Source organism: Acinetobacter lwoffii (genome assembly GCF_022967985.1).
Taxonomy (GTDB): domain Bacteria; phylum Pseudomonadota; class Gammaproteobacteria; order Pseudomonadales; family Moraxellaceae; genus Acinetobacter.
This window is the reverse complement of record NZ_JALJVC010000006.1, coordinates 40,191-57,371: the sequence shown is the minus strand read 5'-3', so window position 1 is coordinate 57,371 and position 17,181 is coordinate 40,191. Positions and strand designations below refer to the sequence as shown.

Below are 17,181 nucleotides of genomic sequence, written 5' to 3'. Positions count from 1 at the left end.
AAATTATGGATCAATATTGCACACTGCAGATTTATCAGGAAGATGAATGGCTGGATTGCGCTATTGTTGAGATTGTCGGTCAACAACAAACTGGATGGCAAGCAGCCACGCGCACATCATATCTATTTGAATATGCTATTTCTTATATGGACCTAAGCGATGGGCATGCGCTAGCCTATCATTTACCAGTAAATGTGCAAAATACCTTGCAATCTACCTGGCCAGCCTTCCTGATGGATTTGTTACCTCAAGGTTATGGCCGTAAAGAATTACTCCGTCAGCTTAATTTTTCTGAAAATACTCAGGAACAAGCAGACTGGGCGCTTTTAAAAGCGGGTGCAGGCAATCCGATTGGTAATTTACGGGTGAAAGAGGCTTATGAATGGCTACAGGGGCAGTTTCCTGTTCAGCAGAATCATGGCTTTAGTCTAGACCAAGTCGTAGAACGTCAAGAAAAATTTATTGAATCCTTAGCCTCTTATGGACTTTTTATTGCCGGTTCTTCTGGTATTCAGGGCGAGTGGCCAAAATTACTGCTAACTCAAGGTCACGATGACCTGTTCTATCTGGATCACACACTGACAGATCATCAGGTCAAACAGCATTGGCTGGTGAAATTCAGCCGTGGCAGTGATCAGAATTTAGATAAAATTTTGATGCACGAAGCCTTATATATGAAAATTGCCCAGTACTTGGGACTTCATGTTCATCAGGAACTGGAGCTGCATGGCAAGACTTTATTCATTCCCCGATTCGACCGTAAGGTCAGCGATGGGAAGGTTGAAAGAATTGCCCAGGAAAGTATTGCTTCTCTGGGAGGAAAAGCCGGTTTTGGGGTAAGAATGACCCATAACCAGATCTGTAGCCTGTTGATGCAATGCTGTACTGAACCAAAACAGGAAATCTTTGAATATTTGAAGCGTGATCTTGCCAATGTCGCTTTAGGCAATAAGGACAATCATACCCGTAATACAGCGCTTCAACGTTTCAATAACGGAATCATTCAACTAACCCCATTATTTGACTTTGCGCCGATGTGGCTACATCCAGATGGTATTGCCCGAACTACGCGTTGGGAGCGAGATGATCATGGTGGTATGCCAATTTGGCATTCAGTCATTGAACAGATCGCCGAAAGTACGCTCATTGATTCAGAAGAAATCAGAGCGGTGCTAATCGAGCAATTACCACTTTATCAGGGATTACTCGAGCACATGCAGTATCTGCAATTGGCACCTGAAATTCTGGAAAATAGCCAGTATCGAATTGATAATATTTGCCAACAATTGGAGGAGCTGAATTATGGATAAACGCTTCAAGCCACTGACTCCGATTCAACAGATGCAAAAGAGATTGTCTGTACTTGAAACCGTCAGTAACAATCCTGACTGGCCTTTTCATCAGGTTGCTCGCTTCATTCGTACCGAGTTGCACCTCACACTCAACGATATGGCTAAAATTACCAAGATTGCTCCCCAGACTCTACAGAAAATGGAACAACCTGAAGGCAATCCAACACTCAAGTCTATGCAAAAATTACTGGATGCTTTTGGCTTAAAGTTAGAAATTAGGGTTAAATCCTGATAGAAATCTGATGCTTTAATTGATATTTAGGGGAATTTTAGAGAAGAAGAATGGCTTAACAACTGAAAATATGCCCTGCTCCAATCTGTCTGTTAAATCCTTGCTTCATTACAGGAATCCCGGTTTAAATTAAACACGGGATTCACTGGAGGCTGACATTGTCTCATCAGTTTTTAATGAATATGTTTACTTGCGAAACGTCATTATGAAGAAATATCAACACATAAATATTTCATTTCAAGATATTCATCCATACCGAATTTAGATCCTTCACGGCCTAATCCCGATTGCTTGACTCCACCAAATGGCGCAACCTCATTAGAGATAGCTCCGGTATTGATTCCCACCATACCGTATTCTAAGGCTTCACCTACACGCCACTGACGTGCTGTACTTTGGGTAAATACATACGTGGCCAGACCGAATTCTGTATCGTTCGCCATCTGAATCGCTTCTTCTTCAGTCTTGAAGCGGAACAGCGGTGCCAATGGTCCAAAAGTTTCTTCTTTTGCTATACGCATCTGCTGGGTGACTTCAGTCAGAAGTGTTGGCTCGAAGAATGTACCGCCCAGACTTGAGCGCTGTCCACCGGTTTTCACCTGTGCACCTTTGCTCAATGCATCGGCAATATGTGACTGCACTTTTTCAATTGCAGCCTCATCAATTAATGGACCCTGAGTAGAGGCTTCATCACGGCCATCACCCACTTTCAGCTTGGCAACGGCAGCCACCAATTTTTCTACCAGCGCATCATAAATGCCATCTTGTACATAAATCCGGTTCGCACACACACAGGTCTGTCCACTGTTCCGGAATTTACTCGCCATGATGCCCTGTACCGCCTGTTCAAGATTAGCGTCATCAAAGACCAGAACCGGTGCATTGCCACCAAGTTCTAAGGACAGTTTTTTGATGGTCGGCGCACATTGCTGCATCAGGATGCGGCCGACTTGAGTCGAACCGGTAAAGCTTAACTTTTTCACGGTTTCGCTTTCACATAAGACCTGACCCACTTCAACCGCATCACCACTAACATGCAGCAATACATCTTGTGGTAAACCTGCGCGCAAGGCCAAAACCTCAAGCGCATAGGCGGTTAAAGGCGTTTGTTCAGCCGGTTTAACCAGCATTGAGCAGCCAGCAGCCAGAGCTGGCGCGGCTTTACGGGTAATCATCGCCGCCGGGAAATTCCATGGCGTGATCGCAGCTGTTACCCCAATTGCCTGTTTAATGACCAATAAACGTTGATGGGAAAGCGTTGGAGTCAACACGTCACCATCAATACGACGCGCCTGCTCGGCAAACCAGCGGATAAAGGAAGCGGCATAACCGATTTCACCACGCGCCTCAGCCAGTGGCTTGCCCTGTTCAGCGGTCAGAATCTGAGCCAAAGACTCTTTATGTTCCTGCATCAGATTGAACCAGGCCCAAAGCACATCCGCACGTTCGAGGGCTGTCTTGGCTTTCCAGACTTTCTGTGCTTGCTGAGAACGAGCAATCAGCTGTTCTACAGATGCCCGGTCATGGGATTTTACCCATGCCAAAGTGGCTTGGGTTGCTGCATCTTTGACTTCAATATATTCATCCGTGGCAGGCTGATCGAAGCTGATATCAGGATGCTGTAATAAATCTCTATATTGCGCTTGAAGCATGATCATTACTCTTTCATTAGGCTGCAACAGACATTGCAAACCCTTGTTTCAAGATAGCCAATCCCGCACGGAACTGTTCTGCCGGAATCGTGAGCGGGTATAGGAAACGGATTACATTACCATAACGACCGCAGGTCAGGATTAACAGACCATTTTGCATGGCATGGTTTTGTACAGCTTTTGCCTGTTCCGCAGTTTCCAGCTCAACCGCCACCATTGAGCCCAGTGCACGAATATCTTTGACCATGCTAGAAGACATTTTCAGTTCATGTAAAACATCAACCAGTTCTGCGCCTAGATCATTCGCTCTCTCACAAAGACCTTCTTCTTCAATGATATCCAGTACCGCATGGGCAGCCGCAACAGCAACCGGGTTACCTGCATAAGTGCCTCCCAATCCACCTGGATTTGGTGCATCCATGACTTCAGCACGACCTACCACGCCTGAGATCGGGAAACCGCCGCCTAGACTCTTTGCCATCGTAATCAGATCTGGCTTGGTCTCATAATAATCCATCGCAAACAGTTTACCTGTACGCGCAAAACCAGACTGTACTTCATCAGCAATCAGTAAAATGCCGTTTTGATCGCATAGCACACGCAAGCGTTTCAGGAATTCTGCTGGCACCACATTAAAACCGCCTTCACCTTGTACCGGTTCAAGCACAATTGCTGCTACGTCATGCGCAGCAATATCTTCTGCGAAAATATCTTCGATGCTTTGCATTGCATCATCAACACTAATGCCTTTGGATTCCACCGGATAACGGGCATGGAAAACACCACCAGGCATCACTCCAAAGTCGCGTTTATAAGGTGCAGTTTTACCAGTCATGGCCATCGTCATAAATGAGCGGCCGTGAAAACCATTGCCAAAAGTGACAATGCCATGACGGCCAGTATGGGCACGGGCAATTTTAACTGCATTTTCGACAGCTTCAGCACCCGTTGAAAAGAATGAGGTTTTTGCAGCACCCTGGATGGGAGCGCGTGCATTGATACGTTCTGCCAGAGCAACGTAGCTCTCGTATGGTACAACCTGATAAGCCGTATGGGTAAATTTGGTTAATTGTTCAGTGACCGCAGCAATAATTTTAGGATGGCGATGGCCAGTATTCAGTACGGCGATCCCGCCCGCAAAGTCGATATATTGATTGCCTTCTGCATCCCAGATGGTCGAGTTTTCTGCTTTCTCTGCGTACCATTGACACATGACCCCAACACCACGTGGTGTCGCCTGCTGTTTACGTGCATTCAGTGCTGAGTGTTTACTGTCCATTTTGTATCCTCATTCTTGATTCATACGTTGTAAATTTTGCTATCCGGATCTTGGGATAGAAATTTGCCAAAGACTGGCTGATGTTGTTCATTTTGCGCTTTTATGCGTATGAGACGAGAGCCATTATTGAGTAATTCAAAGGAGCCAATTGATCTATTTAAAACGAGTAAAATAGTCAAAATATAAAATTATTTTATTTATAAACAGTTATTTATATTTTTAATAAAAATTGGCTCCTTTTTAAATAAAGAAGCCAATTTAAAAATCCATTGCAAAAATTTACGATAGGTCATCATGGATTAAATCCAGTCAGTTTAATCAATTAATCCATCTTGCAAAAACTTCGCTTAACCCGGATAGATCCCTCGTTCCTGACGTGCCATTAAAATACGTTCACAAGCCAGAATATAAGCGGCTGTACGCAAAGAACATCCGGCCTGAACTGCTTTTTGCCATACATCCTGTACCGCATTTTTCATGCTGGCATCCATACGCTGGTTAATCTCTTCCTCAGTCCAGAAGTAGCTGGCCAAATCCTGAACCCATTCAAAATAGCTGACCGTCACGCCACCCGCATTGCAGATCACGTCTGGCACCACCGTAATATGACGCTCACTCAGAATTTCATCCGCTTCAGTCAAAGTGGGACCATTGGCACCTTCCAGAATCATTTTGGCCTGAATATTTTGCGCGACCTGAGTATTAATCACACCTTCCAACGCTGCCGGAATAAAGACTTCGGCAGGAATGCTCCAGAAATCTGATGCAGAAATTTCATCGCTGGCAGAAAATCCCTGAATTTTATGGTGGGTATTGGAGTATTCAAGCAGCTTTTTAATATCAATTCCCTGTTCCTGATACAGGGTGGCAGAATGGTCCTGAACACAGATCACTTTGCTGCCATTTTCCTGGAAAAGCAGCGCAGCTTCACTGCCGACATTACCAAAGCCCTGCACACAGACCCGGGCAGCTTTTAAATCCAGACCGATTTGCTGGGCAACTTCACGCCCGCTAATAAACACACCACGACCTGTGGCTTTACTGCGGCCTAAAGACCCCCCTAAATGAACCGGCTTTCCGGTCACTACACCAGTAATCGTAGAACCCGCATTCATGGAAAACGTGTCCATCATCCAGGCCATGATTTGCGGATTGGTTCCAACATCCGGCGCCGGAATATCTTTTTGCGGTCCAATAATTAAATTGATTTCTGCCGTATAACGTCGGGTCAAGCGTTCCAGTTCGCGCTTGGAAAGCTGGCTCGGATCAACTCGCACACCGCCTTTGGCACCGCCAAAAGGTAAATTTAGAGCAGCACATTTGATCGTCATCCAGGCCGACAGAGCCATCACCTCATCTAAATTGACATCTGGATGAAAACGCACGCCGCCTTTGCCTGGACCGCGAGTTAAATTGTGCTGAACACGATAGCCTTCAAAATGCTGAACCGTACCATCATCCATGATGACCGGAACATCGACAATCAAACTGCGCTTTGGGCGTCGCAGCATGTCCAGTCGTTCACTCAGCTCACCCAGATAAGGCGCTACTTTATCCAGTTGCTTAAGATAATTGTTCCAGGCCGTTGTACCTTGCTCGGTATAGGTCAATCCTTTCATCATCATGTTCATTCTATGATCCTTTTGTTATATGCAGTCGTATGTCCTGGCGGCTGCAACACATCTCTATTCGGCTGTTATGGCAATCATTGCTTGATTCAGGTCTTAGTTCAGCGAGCTCCAAACAAAATCAGTGTCTAGATTTTCCGCTTTAGTTTTAATCGGTATCTGTGTATATTGCCTGCCCGCCTGTATGCTCGCATTCAAGCCGCAGGTAAATGATCAAAACGCATACAAGACACTTTACAATGACTGCCTGATCAGACTATTTTGCACCTAGCAATACCGCTCTCACGAGAGCCATTTCAAATTTGTAGGAGAGAGCCAATTGCGTAGCTTGCTTGGAGATTATTTACTGCAGCGATTGCAGCAAGATGTCACAGGAACATTACAGATGCGCCTGTTCCGCTGCTTGCGTAACGCGATTATTGATAGCGTATTGGCTCCCAAAACCCGCTTGCCTGCATCACGTGATCTGGCCAAAGAAATTCAGGTATCGCGTAATACGGTTTTAAATGCCTATGAACAATTACAGGCACAGGGTTATGTTGATGCCCGTACCGGTCAAGGCACCTGGGTAGTAGAGAAATTACCTGAGTCCTTTTTGGTGAAGGTAGAACAGAATTCTCCTGCCGTTGCAGAAAAAAAAGCACAGCAAAATTACAATCTGTCGCAACGCGGTTCCTACTTGCTCGGCTATTCCGCGGCCTCGCCTTATCAATGGGGAGCCTTTGTACCGGGCGCACCCGATGTAACCGAATTTCCGCATCATATTTTCAGCAAAATCCAAACGCGTTTGAGCCGTGAACCTCAAGTTAATAACCTGATTTACAGCAATGCCGGTGGCTCCCTGGAACTGCGTCAGGAGCTGGCGGAATATCTGAAAATTGCCCGTTCAGTGCAGTGCGATGCTGATCAGATCATTATTACCGAAGGCACCCATCAGGCAATTGACTTAGTCTCACGTACTTTAAGCGATATAGGCGATGAAGTATGGATCGAAGATCCGGCTTATTGGGGTGCGCGTAATATTTTACGAATTAATGGTGTGAATCTGCGTTCCTTACCGGTCGATCAGGAAGGGATTATCCCCGATCTACATCCCAAAAAACCGCCTAAGCTGATTTTTGTGACGCCGTCGCATCAATATCCTTTAGGTTCACACTTAAGTTTAGAACGGCGCAAACAGTTAATTGCACTCGCACGCCAGCATAATAGCTGGATTGTTGAAGATGATTATGACAGCGAGTTCAGGTTCTCGGGCCAGCCCTATCCTTCTTTACAAGGTTTAGAGCCGGATTCTCCGGTGATTTATATGGGGACATTTAGTAAGACCATTTATCCGGCCCTGCGTATTGGCTATTTAGTGGTACCAAAACAGCTCTTTTCTTCGTTGCGAATTGTAGCCTCGGAACTTTATCGTGGTGGTCACTTAATCGATCAGCAAACACTGGCTGAATTTATCCGTGAAGGACATTATGAAGCGCATATCCGACGGATGCGTTTATTGTATGGCAAACGCCACGCTTTTTTAATTGATCTGATTCGCCGACATTTAGGTGAAGATTTTCTGCATGAATACAATACCGCCGCCGGTTTGCATCTAATTTTAAAATTGCCGAGCAGCAGTGATGATGTCTTGATTGCATCCAAAGCGCTTGAACTGGGAATCAAGGTCAGAGCCTTATCGCAATACTATACCAAACATTATTCCACCCGGCAGAAAGGATTATTACTGGGCTTTGCCTGTGTGAGTGAACAGGAAATTCTGGTGGCTTTCGGGATATTGTTAAAGTGCTTGCGCGAGCATGGGATCCGCACTTTAACTTAGTAAAAACTCAGGGATCAATACAATTATATTTTTAAAATCAAAAAGCTTTTAATTTATTTTTAAAGGGAACGTAAACCTGCTTTTAGCCTGATATTTTAGGTAGGATTTATTTTTCTGTAAATATGGCCTGCTTATATTTTTTATCTCTTAAGCCAATTGGCTCCTTTGAATTGCTCAAAAATGGCTCTCGTCACTTTACAACAAAAAAGAGAAATTAACTGCATACATGAACAGCATGTAACCGTACTTTAATCAAAGTGTGATCCTGTCTATAGGGCTACAAGGATTCATTTTATTAAGATTAACTTAATATTGGTCAAGCACTGATGAATTCGGTTACAGTTTCAAAGGATAAGATAGCGTAAGCCAAATAAGGAATTTTATTGCCGCTACGCTATTGATATTAAGGGAAATTATATGGCAGAACATCAACATTTCTCCAATTCCGAATCATCAAACGGCTTAAAAAACGGACTTAAATCACGCCATCTCACCATGATTTCAATTGCCGGTGTCATTGGTGGAGCACTCTTTGTCGGCTCCGGTAATGTCATCTATTCTGCAGGACCGGCTGCACTCATTGCCTATACTCTAGGTGGAATATTAGTTTTACTCATCATGCGTATGCTGGGAGAAATGGCGGTACTGAATCCCGACAGTGGTTCATTTTCAACCTATGCGGATCGTGGAATCGGGCGCTGGGCTGGATTTTCTATCGGCTGGTTATACTGGTCTTTCTGGACGTTGCTCATGGGCTGGGAAGCCTTTGTTGCCGGGAAAATCCTAAATAGCTGGTTTCCATTTATCCCGATCTGGGGCTATATGCTTCTGGTCACTGTAGCACTGGTCTGGATTAATCTCCGTGACGTAAAAAACTTTGGTGAATTCGAGTTCTGGTTTGCCCTGATCAAAGTTATTGCCATTGTACTGTTTCTGGTGTTTGGTAGTTTGGCCGTGATGCACCTGTGGCCTTGGGGCGATGCCTCTATGCTCGGTGGTACAACTCATCTAACCGCTCAAGGCTTTATGCCTAATGGGTTTTCATCGGTGATCACGGCCTTATTGGGTGTAATGTTTGCTTATATGGGAGCAGAGATTGTCACCGTAGCAGCAGCTGAAACCAAAGATCCAGCCAAGGAAATTCGTAAGGCCGCTAATTCAATTGTATGGCGTATCATTTTATTCTATGTCGGTTCAATGTTGATTACGGTTTGCCTGATTCCACACAATAATCCTTTATTGAAAGATCCGACCTGGGGTACGTATAGCGTAGCGCTTACTGCACTCGGTATTCCAGAAGCACGCCATATTGTTAATTTTGTCGTGCTCACCTCGGTATGTAGCTGCTTTAACTCCGCACTTTATACCTGTTCACGCATGGTCTATTCCCTCTCGAAACGTGGAGATGCACCAAAGAGTTTCGGTTTAACCAACCGCAATAACAGCCCATGGGTAGGTGTCATCTTTTCAAGCCTGTTTTCTTTCGTGGCGATTTATCTGACTGCCACCGAAAGTATGAATATTTATGATGTCTTGATGTTAGCGACTGGTACCGTATCTTTATATGTCTATCTTGCTATTGCCATTTCTCAGCTTAAGTTACGTAAAAAACTGGAAGCTGAAGGACAAAATATTCCATTCAAGATGTGGTTATTCCCATGGCTCACTTATCTGGTCATTATCTTTATTGTCGGCGCTTTAATTACCATGATTATTGAAGGAACCTATTTTAAAGAAGTGGTTTATACCAGTGTGCTTGCATTATTTATTGTGGGCTTAGGCATCTGTGCACAAAAGTTTAACTGGGGTAAAGCCTCAGCCAAAAAGGAAAAGGCAGCACAGGCCAGAATTAATTTAAGTGATAATCTTTAATTTATTTCTATAGAAATTTTTTAAACACATCAGAATGAATAAATAAATGGAGAGTTAGCAAGCTCTCCATTTTTCTTATATATTTCCAGAAAGAGATGCTTATGTATGTCTAGATTTTAAATCTCCGTTGATACCTCACCTTTCCTAATCAAATTTCACCTTTCAAGACCACCTCAGCTATCAAAGTGTAGCCAGAAGCTGTTTCATCAGCTTTTTCTGTTCTGGTTGCTCAACCTGATCCGTTTCAACGAATAATTGATAAATCTCGAATACATTCTGTTATGAAATGTTGAGTCCAGCCTCATTTTGCCCAAAAGCTTCTAATATATTTTTTCTTATATGGCCACAATCATTGGAATTGGAAAAGATATGAATCATTATCCTGAAACCCCAGCTTCAACTGAAACACAAGACCATCAACCGGGTGTGCAAACCAAAATGGACCCTGCACCGGAAATTATTAAACCGCATTATAAAGGCAGTGAAAAATTAAAAGGCAAAGTTGCCTTGATTACCGGTGGTGATAGCGGGATTGGCCGTTCTGTATCGGTCTTATTTGCCCGCGAAGGTGCAGATATCGCCATTTGCTATCTGGATGAAGATCAGGATGCACGGGACACCAAAAAAATGGTGGAAGATGAAGGCCGCTGTTGTCTGCTGATTCAATGTGATTTACAAGATCAAGATGAAATCAAGAAAATGGTGGAAAAGACCCTTCAGGAATTTAAAACGATTAATATTCTGGTCAATAATGCCGGGGTTCAATACCCTCAAGAAAGTATTGCCGATATCTCGCCCGAGCAATTACTTAAAACATTTAATGTTAATATTCTGTCGATGTTCCACCTGACTCAGGCGGTGATTCCGCATATGCAAGCAGGTGACAGCATTATCAATACCACCAGTATTACCAGTTATCACGGACATGACCAGTTGATTGACTATGCAAGTACCAAAGGTGCCATCACCACATTTACCCGAAGCCTTTCCACCAATTTATTGAAAAATAAAACCGGCATTCGTGTCAATGGAGTCGCGCCAGGTCCAATCTGGACACCATTGATTCCGAGCAGTTTTGATTCCGATCAGCTTAAAGATTTTGGTAAAAGTACCCCAATGGGCCGCATGGGCCAGCCAAGTGAAGTAGCACCGGCGTATTTATTTCTGGCCAGTGAAGAAGCCAGTTATATTTCAGGTCAGGTGATTCATGTGAATGGCGGCAGTATTATTAACGGCTAATCTGGCACAGAAGATAGCAGTTCTAGCTGACCGTTATCTTCATCTATTTAATCTTTGGATTTTCATATTTAAAAAAAATTGTTTTTATAAAATGTTTCCAACAAATACTTACCCTCGCAAAAGTAAGCTCTTGTTATAGTAATTTCAGCCAAACCTGATGAGGATATTAAGATGCCTAGAGGTGAAAAATCAGCCTATACCGATAAACAGAAACGGCAGGCTGAACATATTGAAGAAAGCGAAAAAGAACGTGGTCGTTCTGAGGAAGAAGCCGAACGTATTGCCTGGTCAACGGTCAACAAACAAGATGGTGGCGGCAAGAAAAAGAAAACGTCCCCCTAAATAGAATTCATGTCGATGAAAGTATGGGACAGATACAAAGACCCTCTATAATTAAATTATAGAGGGTCTTTTACCATCAGCTTTAAGTAATATTTTCGATACGCTGCTGAGTCCAGGCTGGCCAGATCTTTTGCAAGGTCTTTTCAAATTTTGCATTCTCGGTTCGCCACTGCGGATTTTTGTCTTTATCAATAATCAGCGCACGAACCCCTTCAATAAAGTCGCCCTGCTCTAACCAGATATCTTGCAAATCCCTTTCTAGCTGCATGCATTTTTCCAGCGACAAATTCTGTCCAGCTTGCTGTAACTTCAGACTGGTCTGTTTTGCCATGACCGGACGCTGCTGCAAAATTGCCAGCATTTTATTGGCCCATTCCTGATCAGTTGTGTTACTTGCATGAGCAAGACTCTGTTCAATCTCCTCCAGGTGTTGATAGCCAAAATGCTGATTAATCAGATCTGCACGTTTTTGCAGCTCGCTTTCTACCGGATGCGTAATATAGGAACTAATGATCTTTTGAATCTCAATCGGGTTTAATACCGGTGCTGCAATCAATGCTGCTTCCAGTTCAGCAAAACGCTCACTCGGCACATGATAATCCACCAGATCCAGATACAGCGCATCACTGCTACTGATTTGCTCACCAGTCAATGCCATATAGACACCGACTTCATCCAGTCGGGACAGAAAATGGGTAGCACCGACATCGGGGAAAAAACCAATCGCAGTTTCTGGCATGGCAAAACGTGATTTTTCACTCGTAACTTTGATATGACAGGCTTGAGCCAATCCAAAGCCTCCGCCCAGTACATAGCCATCCATCATCACGATCACGGCCTTTGGAAAATTACGCAAGGTGCTCAGCATCTTATATTCAGTGGCAAAAAAATCCTGATATTGGGTATTGCCGGCCTGATAGCTGTCATATAGATAGCGGATATCTCCTCCGGCACAGAACGCCTTGGGACTGTTGGAATTGATCAGAACCGCTTGTACCTGTGGTTCATGCAGCCACTGATCGAGTTGCGCCTGAATGCCCTGAATCATCGCCAGGGTTAAGGCATTTAAATGGCTAGTGCGGTCCAGGCTGATAATGCCCAGACCTCCTGCGACCCGAATCGCTAAATTATTTTCATCACTCATTTTATTTTCCTATTTTTGTTTTATTGATGGGTAAATTTGGCTGGGCGTTTTTCTACAAAGGCCTGCATGCCTTCTTTTTGATCGGAACCGGCAAAAATCGAATGGAAAACCCGGCGTTCAAAGCGCAGGCCTTCAGCCAGGCTCACTTCAAAGGCCCGATTAATTGATTCTTTAATCATCATCACGGCAGTAAGCGACTTTTCAGCAATTTTCTCGGCAGCTTGCAGGGTTTGTTCCAGCAATTCTTCCTTGGCAAAAACCCGAGCGACCAAACCACTTTGTTCCGCTTCCTGCGCCCCCATCTGCCGTGCAGTCAGGCACATTTCCATGGCTTTGGCCTTACCAATCGCCAAGGTTAAACGCTGGGTCCCGCCAATGCCGGGCAACACGCCTAAGGTCACTTCAGGCAAACCAAATTTTGCATTATCAGCGCAGTAAATAAAGTCACACATCAATGCCAGCTCACAACCACCGCCTAAGGCATAGCCACTCACTGCGGCAATTAAAGGTTTACGGCGCTGCGCAATTCGATCGGCCAGACTAAAAAAATCATCCAGATAAATTTGCGGAAAATTCAGATCTGCCATTTCTTTAATATCGGCACCAGCGGCAAAGGCTTTTTCCGAACCGGCAATCACAATACAGCCAATTGCCGGATCTTTTTCCAGCTGATCCAGTGCCTGATTGACTTCAACAATCAGCTGATTATTCAGTGCATTTAAAGCTTGCGGACGATTTAAAGTAATCAGCCCGACACCATTACGTTGTTCGAGTAAAATCGTTTGCCATTGCATGAAATAAGTCCTTTTAAAATTAGAGGCTGCGTGCAATCACCAGGCGCTGAATATCGCTGGTGCCTTCATAAATCTGACAAATCCGCGCATCGCGATAAATCCGCTCAATCGGAAAATCTTTCAGATAACCGTAGCCGCCAAAAATCTGCAGCGCTTTGGAGCAGACACGTTCCGCCATTTCCGAAGCAAATAGCTTGGCCATGGAGGCTTCGGTTAAACAGGCTTCACCGGCTTCTTTTTTGCGTGCTGCAAAATGCACCAGTTGCCGTGCCGCTTCAATTTCAGTCGCCATACTGGCCAGCCTGAACGAAATCGCCTGCTGTTCAAAAATCGGTTTGCCAAAAGCCACGCGGTCGTGCGCGTAAGCAGTGGCTTCTTCTAAAGCGGCACGCGCCAAGCCCACCGCCTGTGCCGCAATACCGATCCGTCCGCCTTCCAGATTGGCCAAGGCGATTTTTAAACCTTCGCCTTCTGCACCGAGTCTTAAACTTTCATGAATGCGGACATCAGTTAGGGCAATCTGACAAGTATCCGAAGCATGCAGGCCGAGTTTTTCTTCCACCCGTATGACTTCATAGCCAGGTGTGTCTCGCGGCACTAAAAATGCACTCATGCCTTTTTTGCCCGCGTCTGGATCAGTCACGGCAAAGACAATAATCATCCCGGCATTGTGGCCTGAAGTAATAAACTGTTTGGCGCCATTCAGAATGTAATGATCGCCGTCCTTGACCGCCCGAGTTTTAATGGCAGCAGCATCCGATCCGGTATGCGGTTCGGTCAGCGCAAAGGCCCCAATCATTTCACCTTGCGCTAAAGGCTTTAAAAATTGCTGCTTTTGCTGTTCCGTGCCGAACTTGAAAATCGGCACACAACCCACCGAGTTATGTACGCTCATAATCGCGGATGTTGCGCCATCGGCCGCAGCGACTTCTTCTAAGGCCAAGACATAAGCCAGCGTGCCTGTGCCCGAGCCGCCCCATTCTTCCGGAATCAGCATGCCTAAAAAACCCAGTTCTCCCATTTGGGCCAAGGCCTGTTTAGGAAAAATGCCTTTTTGATCCCACTCGCCGGCAAAGGGTTTAATCTGTTCCTGGGCAAAGCTTTTAGCCATATCCTGAATTAGTTTTTGCTCTTCCGTTAGTTGCATCGATGCTTCCTTCAATCTTCTTATTTAATCTATTGGCTTTATGAGCTTATGCAGTTTTGGATTGCTGCTTGTTGATTTCCTGATTGCGCAGTAAAAAGCGTTGAATTTTACCGCTTGGGGTTTTCGGCAATTCGGTCACAAATTCAATCAGGCGTGGATAGGCATGCGCAGACAAACGCTTTTTCACAAATTGACCCAGCTCTTCTTCCAGATGGCTCGAAGCTGTAAAGTTATTTGCCAGAATCACAAAGGCTTTAATCACTTCAGTGCGCTCGGGATCCGGTACGCCAATCACCGCAGCTTCAATCACGGCATCATGTTCCAGCAAGGCACTTTCCACATCAAATGGACCGACCCGATAGCCTGACGTTGTAATGACATCATCACTACGCCCGACAAAGCTCATACTGCCATCGGCATGAATTTCTGCGGTATCCCCAGTTAAGTAATACTGTCCAACAAATGGAGATTTTCGGCTTTCTTCATAGCCAGAGAACCACATCATCGGAGATTGGCTGATATCAACCGCTAAGATTCCCGGGACGTCAGCCGCTAATTCATGACCCTGTTCATCGACAACGGCAATTCGGTAACCCGGGCTGGCAAAGCCTGCCGAACCTGAACGGACCGGATGTTCCAGGGCATGATGATTACACACCACCATCCCGACTTCAGTCTGGCCATAATGGTCATAAATCGGTACATCCAGCACCTCTTTAAACCAGCGGATCACTTCCGGATTTAACGGTTCACCCGCACTGCTGACGACACGTAATTTACCGCGCAGTTTTGCCATTTGAGCAGGATCGGCTGCCATCATCATGCGGTAAGCGGTCGGTGCACCAGCCAGATTGGTAATGCCATATTCCTTAACAATGTCGCAGACACTTTCCGCATTAAACCCACCTTCATAAAACAAGGTCGAGTGTCCAAGTATTAAGGGGCCAGTAATCGCGTAATACAACCCGTAGGCCCAGCCGGGATCGGCAATATTCCAGAAAGCATCTTCAGGAGTCAGACCAATGGCATTTTGCATATAGCTTGCAAAAGCAATCAGCGCTTTTAAAGGGACTTTAAGCGGTTTCGCTGGTCCAGTGGTGCCCGAGGTAAACATCAATAAAAATGGATCATCAACATTCAGGATCTCCAGCTCACAAGCTTCAGCCTGACGGTTTAATACCGTCCAGAAGCTGAGGTCGTGCGGATAGCGCTCTGCCTCAGTTTCGGCATGTACCGTCACAATCGGTGGACAGTTGCTGATCTCGGATAATTTGTCCCGATTCGCTAGATCAGTCACCACCAGCTTGCTTTGCGCCAGCTGAATACGATGCTCGATGGCTTTAGGCCCAAAGGCCGTAAATAACGGTTGATAGACCGCACCAATCCGCCAGGTTGCCAAAATAGTAATGATCAACTCGGGAGTACGTGGTAATAATCCGGAAACGCGGTCGCCTTTACCAATGCCTTGAGACTTTAAAAAGTTGGCAAACTGGCTGGAATATTTTTTGAGCTCGGCAAAGCTATATTGTTCTTTTCTGCCATCTTTACCATGCCAGTATAGGGCAATGGCATCGGAATCGGCATGACGGTCACAGCATTCATAACAGGCATTTACTGCCTGCATGGAACCGGAGAGATACTGGCTTGCAACCGTATTTAAATCAAAGTCTTGAACCGTTGTTTGATAATCTAACATGTTAAACCTCAGCCTGAATTTATCGTTATTACTGACAAGGTGTAATTATTGAAGCGAATCCTTGCTCCATCTGAATCTTTTAAGTTTTAAGCATTTGGCGTGGTGTATTGATGCATGATGCTGGAGAAGTCCAGATGGGCATCTCCTTCCTGACAGAGCTGTTGATAGAGTTTTTGTACCATGCTGCCGAGTACAACCGGCTGATCCACCTGTTGCGCTGCATCGACCGCCAAACCTAAATCTTTGAGCATCAGTTGTGCGGCAAAACCGTCGGTATAACCCCGCGATGACGGCGCATTGGCACAAATATCGGGCCATGGATTATAAATTTCAGAACTCCAGCAACGTCCGGTGGAGCTGTTGATTACCCCAGCCAGCGCCTGCGGATCAATGCCCAGTTTGGCTCCGAGTGCCATTCCTTCTGCAACGGCAGTCATGGAAATCCCCAGAATCAGGTTATTACAGATTTTTGCCACCTGTCCTGTTCCCACCGCACCACAATGCACCAGATTTTTACCCATACAGCCGAGAACCAGTTTAACGGCCTCAAAGGTGGCATCATCTGCGCCGACCATAAAGGTTAAAGTGCCATCTTTGGCACCTAAAGTACCGCCGGATACCGGTGCATCACAGACGCGAATCTGCTTGGCCTGAGCTGCTGCAGCAACCTCCTGAATGGTTTGCGGGTCAATGGTACTGCTGTCGACACACAAACTGCCCGCCTGAAGCACGTTCAGAATACCGTGCTCACCGAGATAGACTTCACGCACATGCTTGGCTGCAGGCAACATGCTGACCACGATCTCCGCCTGCTTCGCGGCAGCTTGTGGACTGTCGCAGACCACACCGCCAGCTTCTGCAAAATGCTGTAAAGCCACTGCACTTAAGTCATAACCAAAAACCTGATGACCGGACTTGAGCAAGTTTTGCGCCATGGAGCCGCCCATGTTGCCTAAACCGATAAATGCAATCTTCATTCTGA

The 17,181-nt window shown here is 45.4% G+C and carries 14 protein-coding genes; 6 read left to right on the top strand and 8 right to left on the bottom strand.

Annotated features, from left to right (window positions below):
- Window positions 1-5 precede the first annotated feature (5 nt).
- Both MWG72_RS05315 and MWG72_RS05310 read left to right on the top strand, forming a co-directional pair.
- Window positions 6-1,310: a type II toxin-antitoxin system HipA family toxin gene (locus MWG72_RS05315; protein WP_247143386.1), complete on the top strand. Its 1,305-nt coding sequence runs from the start codon at window positions 6-8 to the stop codon at window positions 1,308-1,310.
- On the top strand, window positions 1,303-1,584 hold the full coding sequence (locus tag MWG72_RS05310; protein ID WP_004280265.1) for a helix-turn-helix domain-containing protein: 282 nt from the start codon (window positions 1,303-1,305) through the stop codon (window positions 1,582-1,584). Before MWG72_RS05315 ends, MWG72_RS05310 begins: the two co-directional genes overlap by 8 nt.
- A gap of 203 nt (window positions 1,585-1,787) precedes the next feature.
- Here the strand turns inward: MWG72_RS05310 and MWG72_RS05305 are convergent, their stop codons facing one another.
- The 3 genes from MWG72_RS05305 to MWG72_RS05295 form a co-directional block, all read right to left on the bottom strand.
- Window positions 1,788-3,236 (bottom strand): NAD-dependent succinate-semialdehyde dehydrogenase, encoded by a 1,449-nt coding sequence (locus MWG72_RS05305; RefSeq protein ID WP_247143425.1) that lies wholly within the window; start codon window positions 3,234-3,236, stop codon window positions 1,788-1,790.
- 16 nt (window positions 3,237-3,252) lie between these two features.
- A complete protein-coding gene (gene gabT / locus MWG72_RS05300) occupies window positions 3,253-4,515 on the bottom strand; it encodes a 4-aminobutyrate--2-oxoglutarate transaminase (RefSeq protein WP_180087025.1) in 1,263 nt (420 codons plus the stop codon).
- A gap of 347 nt (window positions 4,516-4,862) precedes the next feature.
- Window positions 4,863-6,134 (bottom strand): Glu/Leu/Phe/Val family dehydrogenase, encoded by a 1,272-nt coding sequence (locus tag MWG72_RS05295; protein WP_034439540.1) that lies wholly within the window; start codon window positions 6,132-6,134, stop codon window positions 4,863-4,865.
- Window positions 6,135-6,462: 328 nt separating this feature from the next.
- Here MWG72_RS05295 and pdxR point away from each other — a divergent pair, with 328 nt between their 5' ends.
- From pdxR to MWG72_RS05275, 4 genes are all read left to right on the top strand, one after another.
- Window positions 6,463-7,965 (top strand): MocR-like pyridoxine biosynthesis transcription factor PdxR, encoded by a 1,503-nt coding sequence (gene pdxR, locus MWG72_RS05290; protein ID WP_004280271.1) that lies wholly within the window; start codon window positions 6,463-6,465, stop codon window positions 7,963-7,965.
- Window positions 7,966-8,382: 417 nt separating this feature from the next.
- Entirely contained in the window at window positions 8,383-9,837 is a 1,455-nt protein-coding gene (locus MWG72_RS05285) for an amino acid permease (protein WP_004280273.1), read from the top strand.
- A gap of 369 nt (window positions 9,838-10,206) precedes the next feature.
- Window positions 10,207-11,076: an SDR family oxidoreductase gene (locus tag MWG72_RS05280; protein ID WP_247143385.1), complete on the top strand. Its 870-nt coding sequence runs from the start codon at window positions 10,207-10,209 to the stop codon at window positions 11,074-11,076.
- A gap of 171 nt (window positions 11,077-11,247) precedes the next feature.
- Window positions 11,248-11,418 (top strand): hypothetical protein, encoded by a 171-nt coding sequence (locus tag MWG72_RS05275; protein ID WP_247143384.1) that lies wholly within the window; start codon window positions 11,248-11,250, stop codon window positions 11,416-11,418.
- A gap of 82 nt (window positions 11,419-11,500) precedes the next feature.
- Here the strand turns inward: MWG72_RS05275 and MWG72_RS05270 are convergent, their stop codons facing one another.
- The 5 genes from MWG72_RS05270 to mmsB all read right to left on the bottom strand — a co-directional run bounded on the left by MWG72_RS05270 (window position 11,501) and on the right by mmsB (window position 17,176).
- Window positions 11,501-12,562 (bottom strand): enoyl-CoA hydratase/isomerase family protein, encoded by a 1,062-nt coding sequence (locus MWG72_RS05270; protein WP_247143383.1) that lies wholly within the window; start codon window positions 12,560-12,562, stop codon window positions 11,501-11,503.
- A gap of 20 nt (window positions 12,563-12,582) precedes the next feature.
- Entirely contained in the window at window positions 12,583-13,356 is a 774-nt protein-coding gene (locus tag MWG72_RS05265; protein WP_174894412.1) for an enoyl-CoA hydratase, read from the bottom strand.
- A 19-nt stretch (window positions 13,357-13,375) separates the two neighbouring features.
- Window positions 13,376-14,503, bottom strand: a complete 1,128-nt coding sequence (locus tag MWG72_RS05260) for an acyl-CoA dehydrogenase family protein (protein WP_138742730.1) — start codon at window positions 14,501-14,503, stop codon at window positions 13,376-13,378.
- Window positions 14,504-14,549: 46 nt separating this feature from the next.
- Window positions 14,550-16,199 (bottom strand): AMP-binding protein, encoded by a 1,650-nt coding sequence (locus MWG72_RS05255; RefSeq protein WP_247143382.1) that lies wholly within the window; start codon window positions 16,197-16,199, stop codon window positions 14,550-14,552.
- Between the two features lie 86 nt (window positions 16,200-16,285).
- Window positions 16,286-17,176, bottom strand: coding sequence for a 3-hydroxyisobutyrate dehydrogenase (gene mmsB / locus MWG72_RS05250; protein WP_247143381.1), 891 nt, complete (start codon window positions 17,174-17,176; stop codon window positions 16,286-16,288).
- Window positions 17,177-17,181 lie beyond the last annotated feature (5 nt).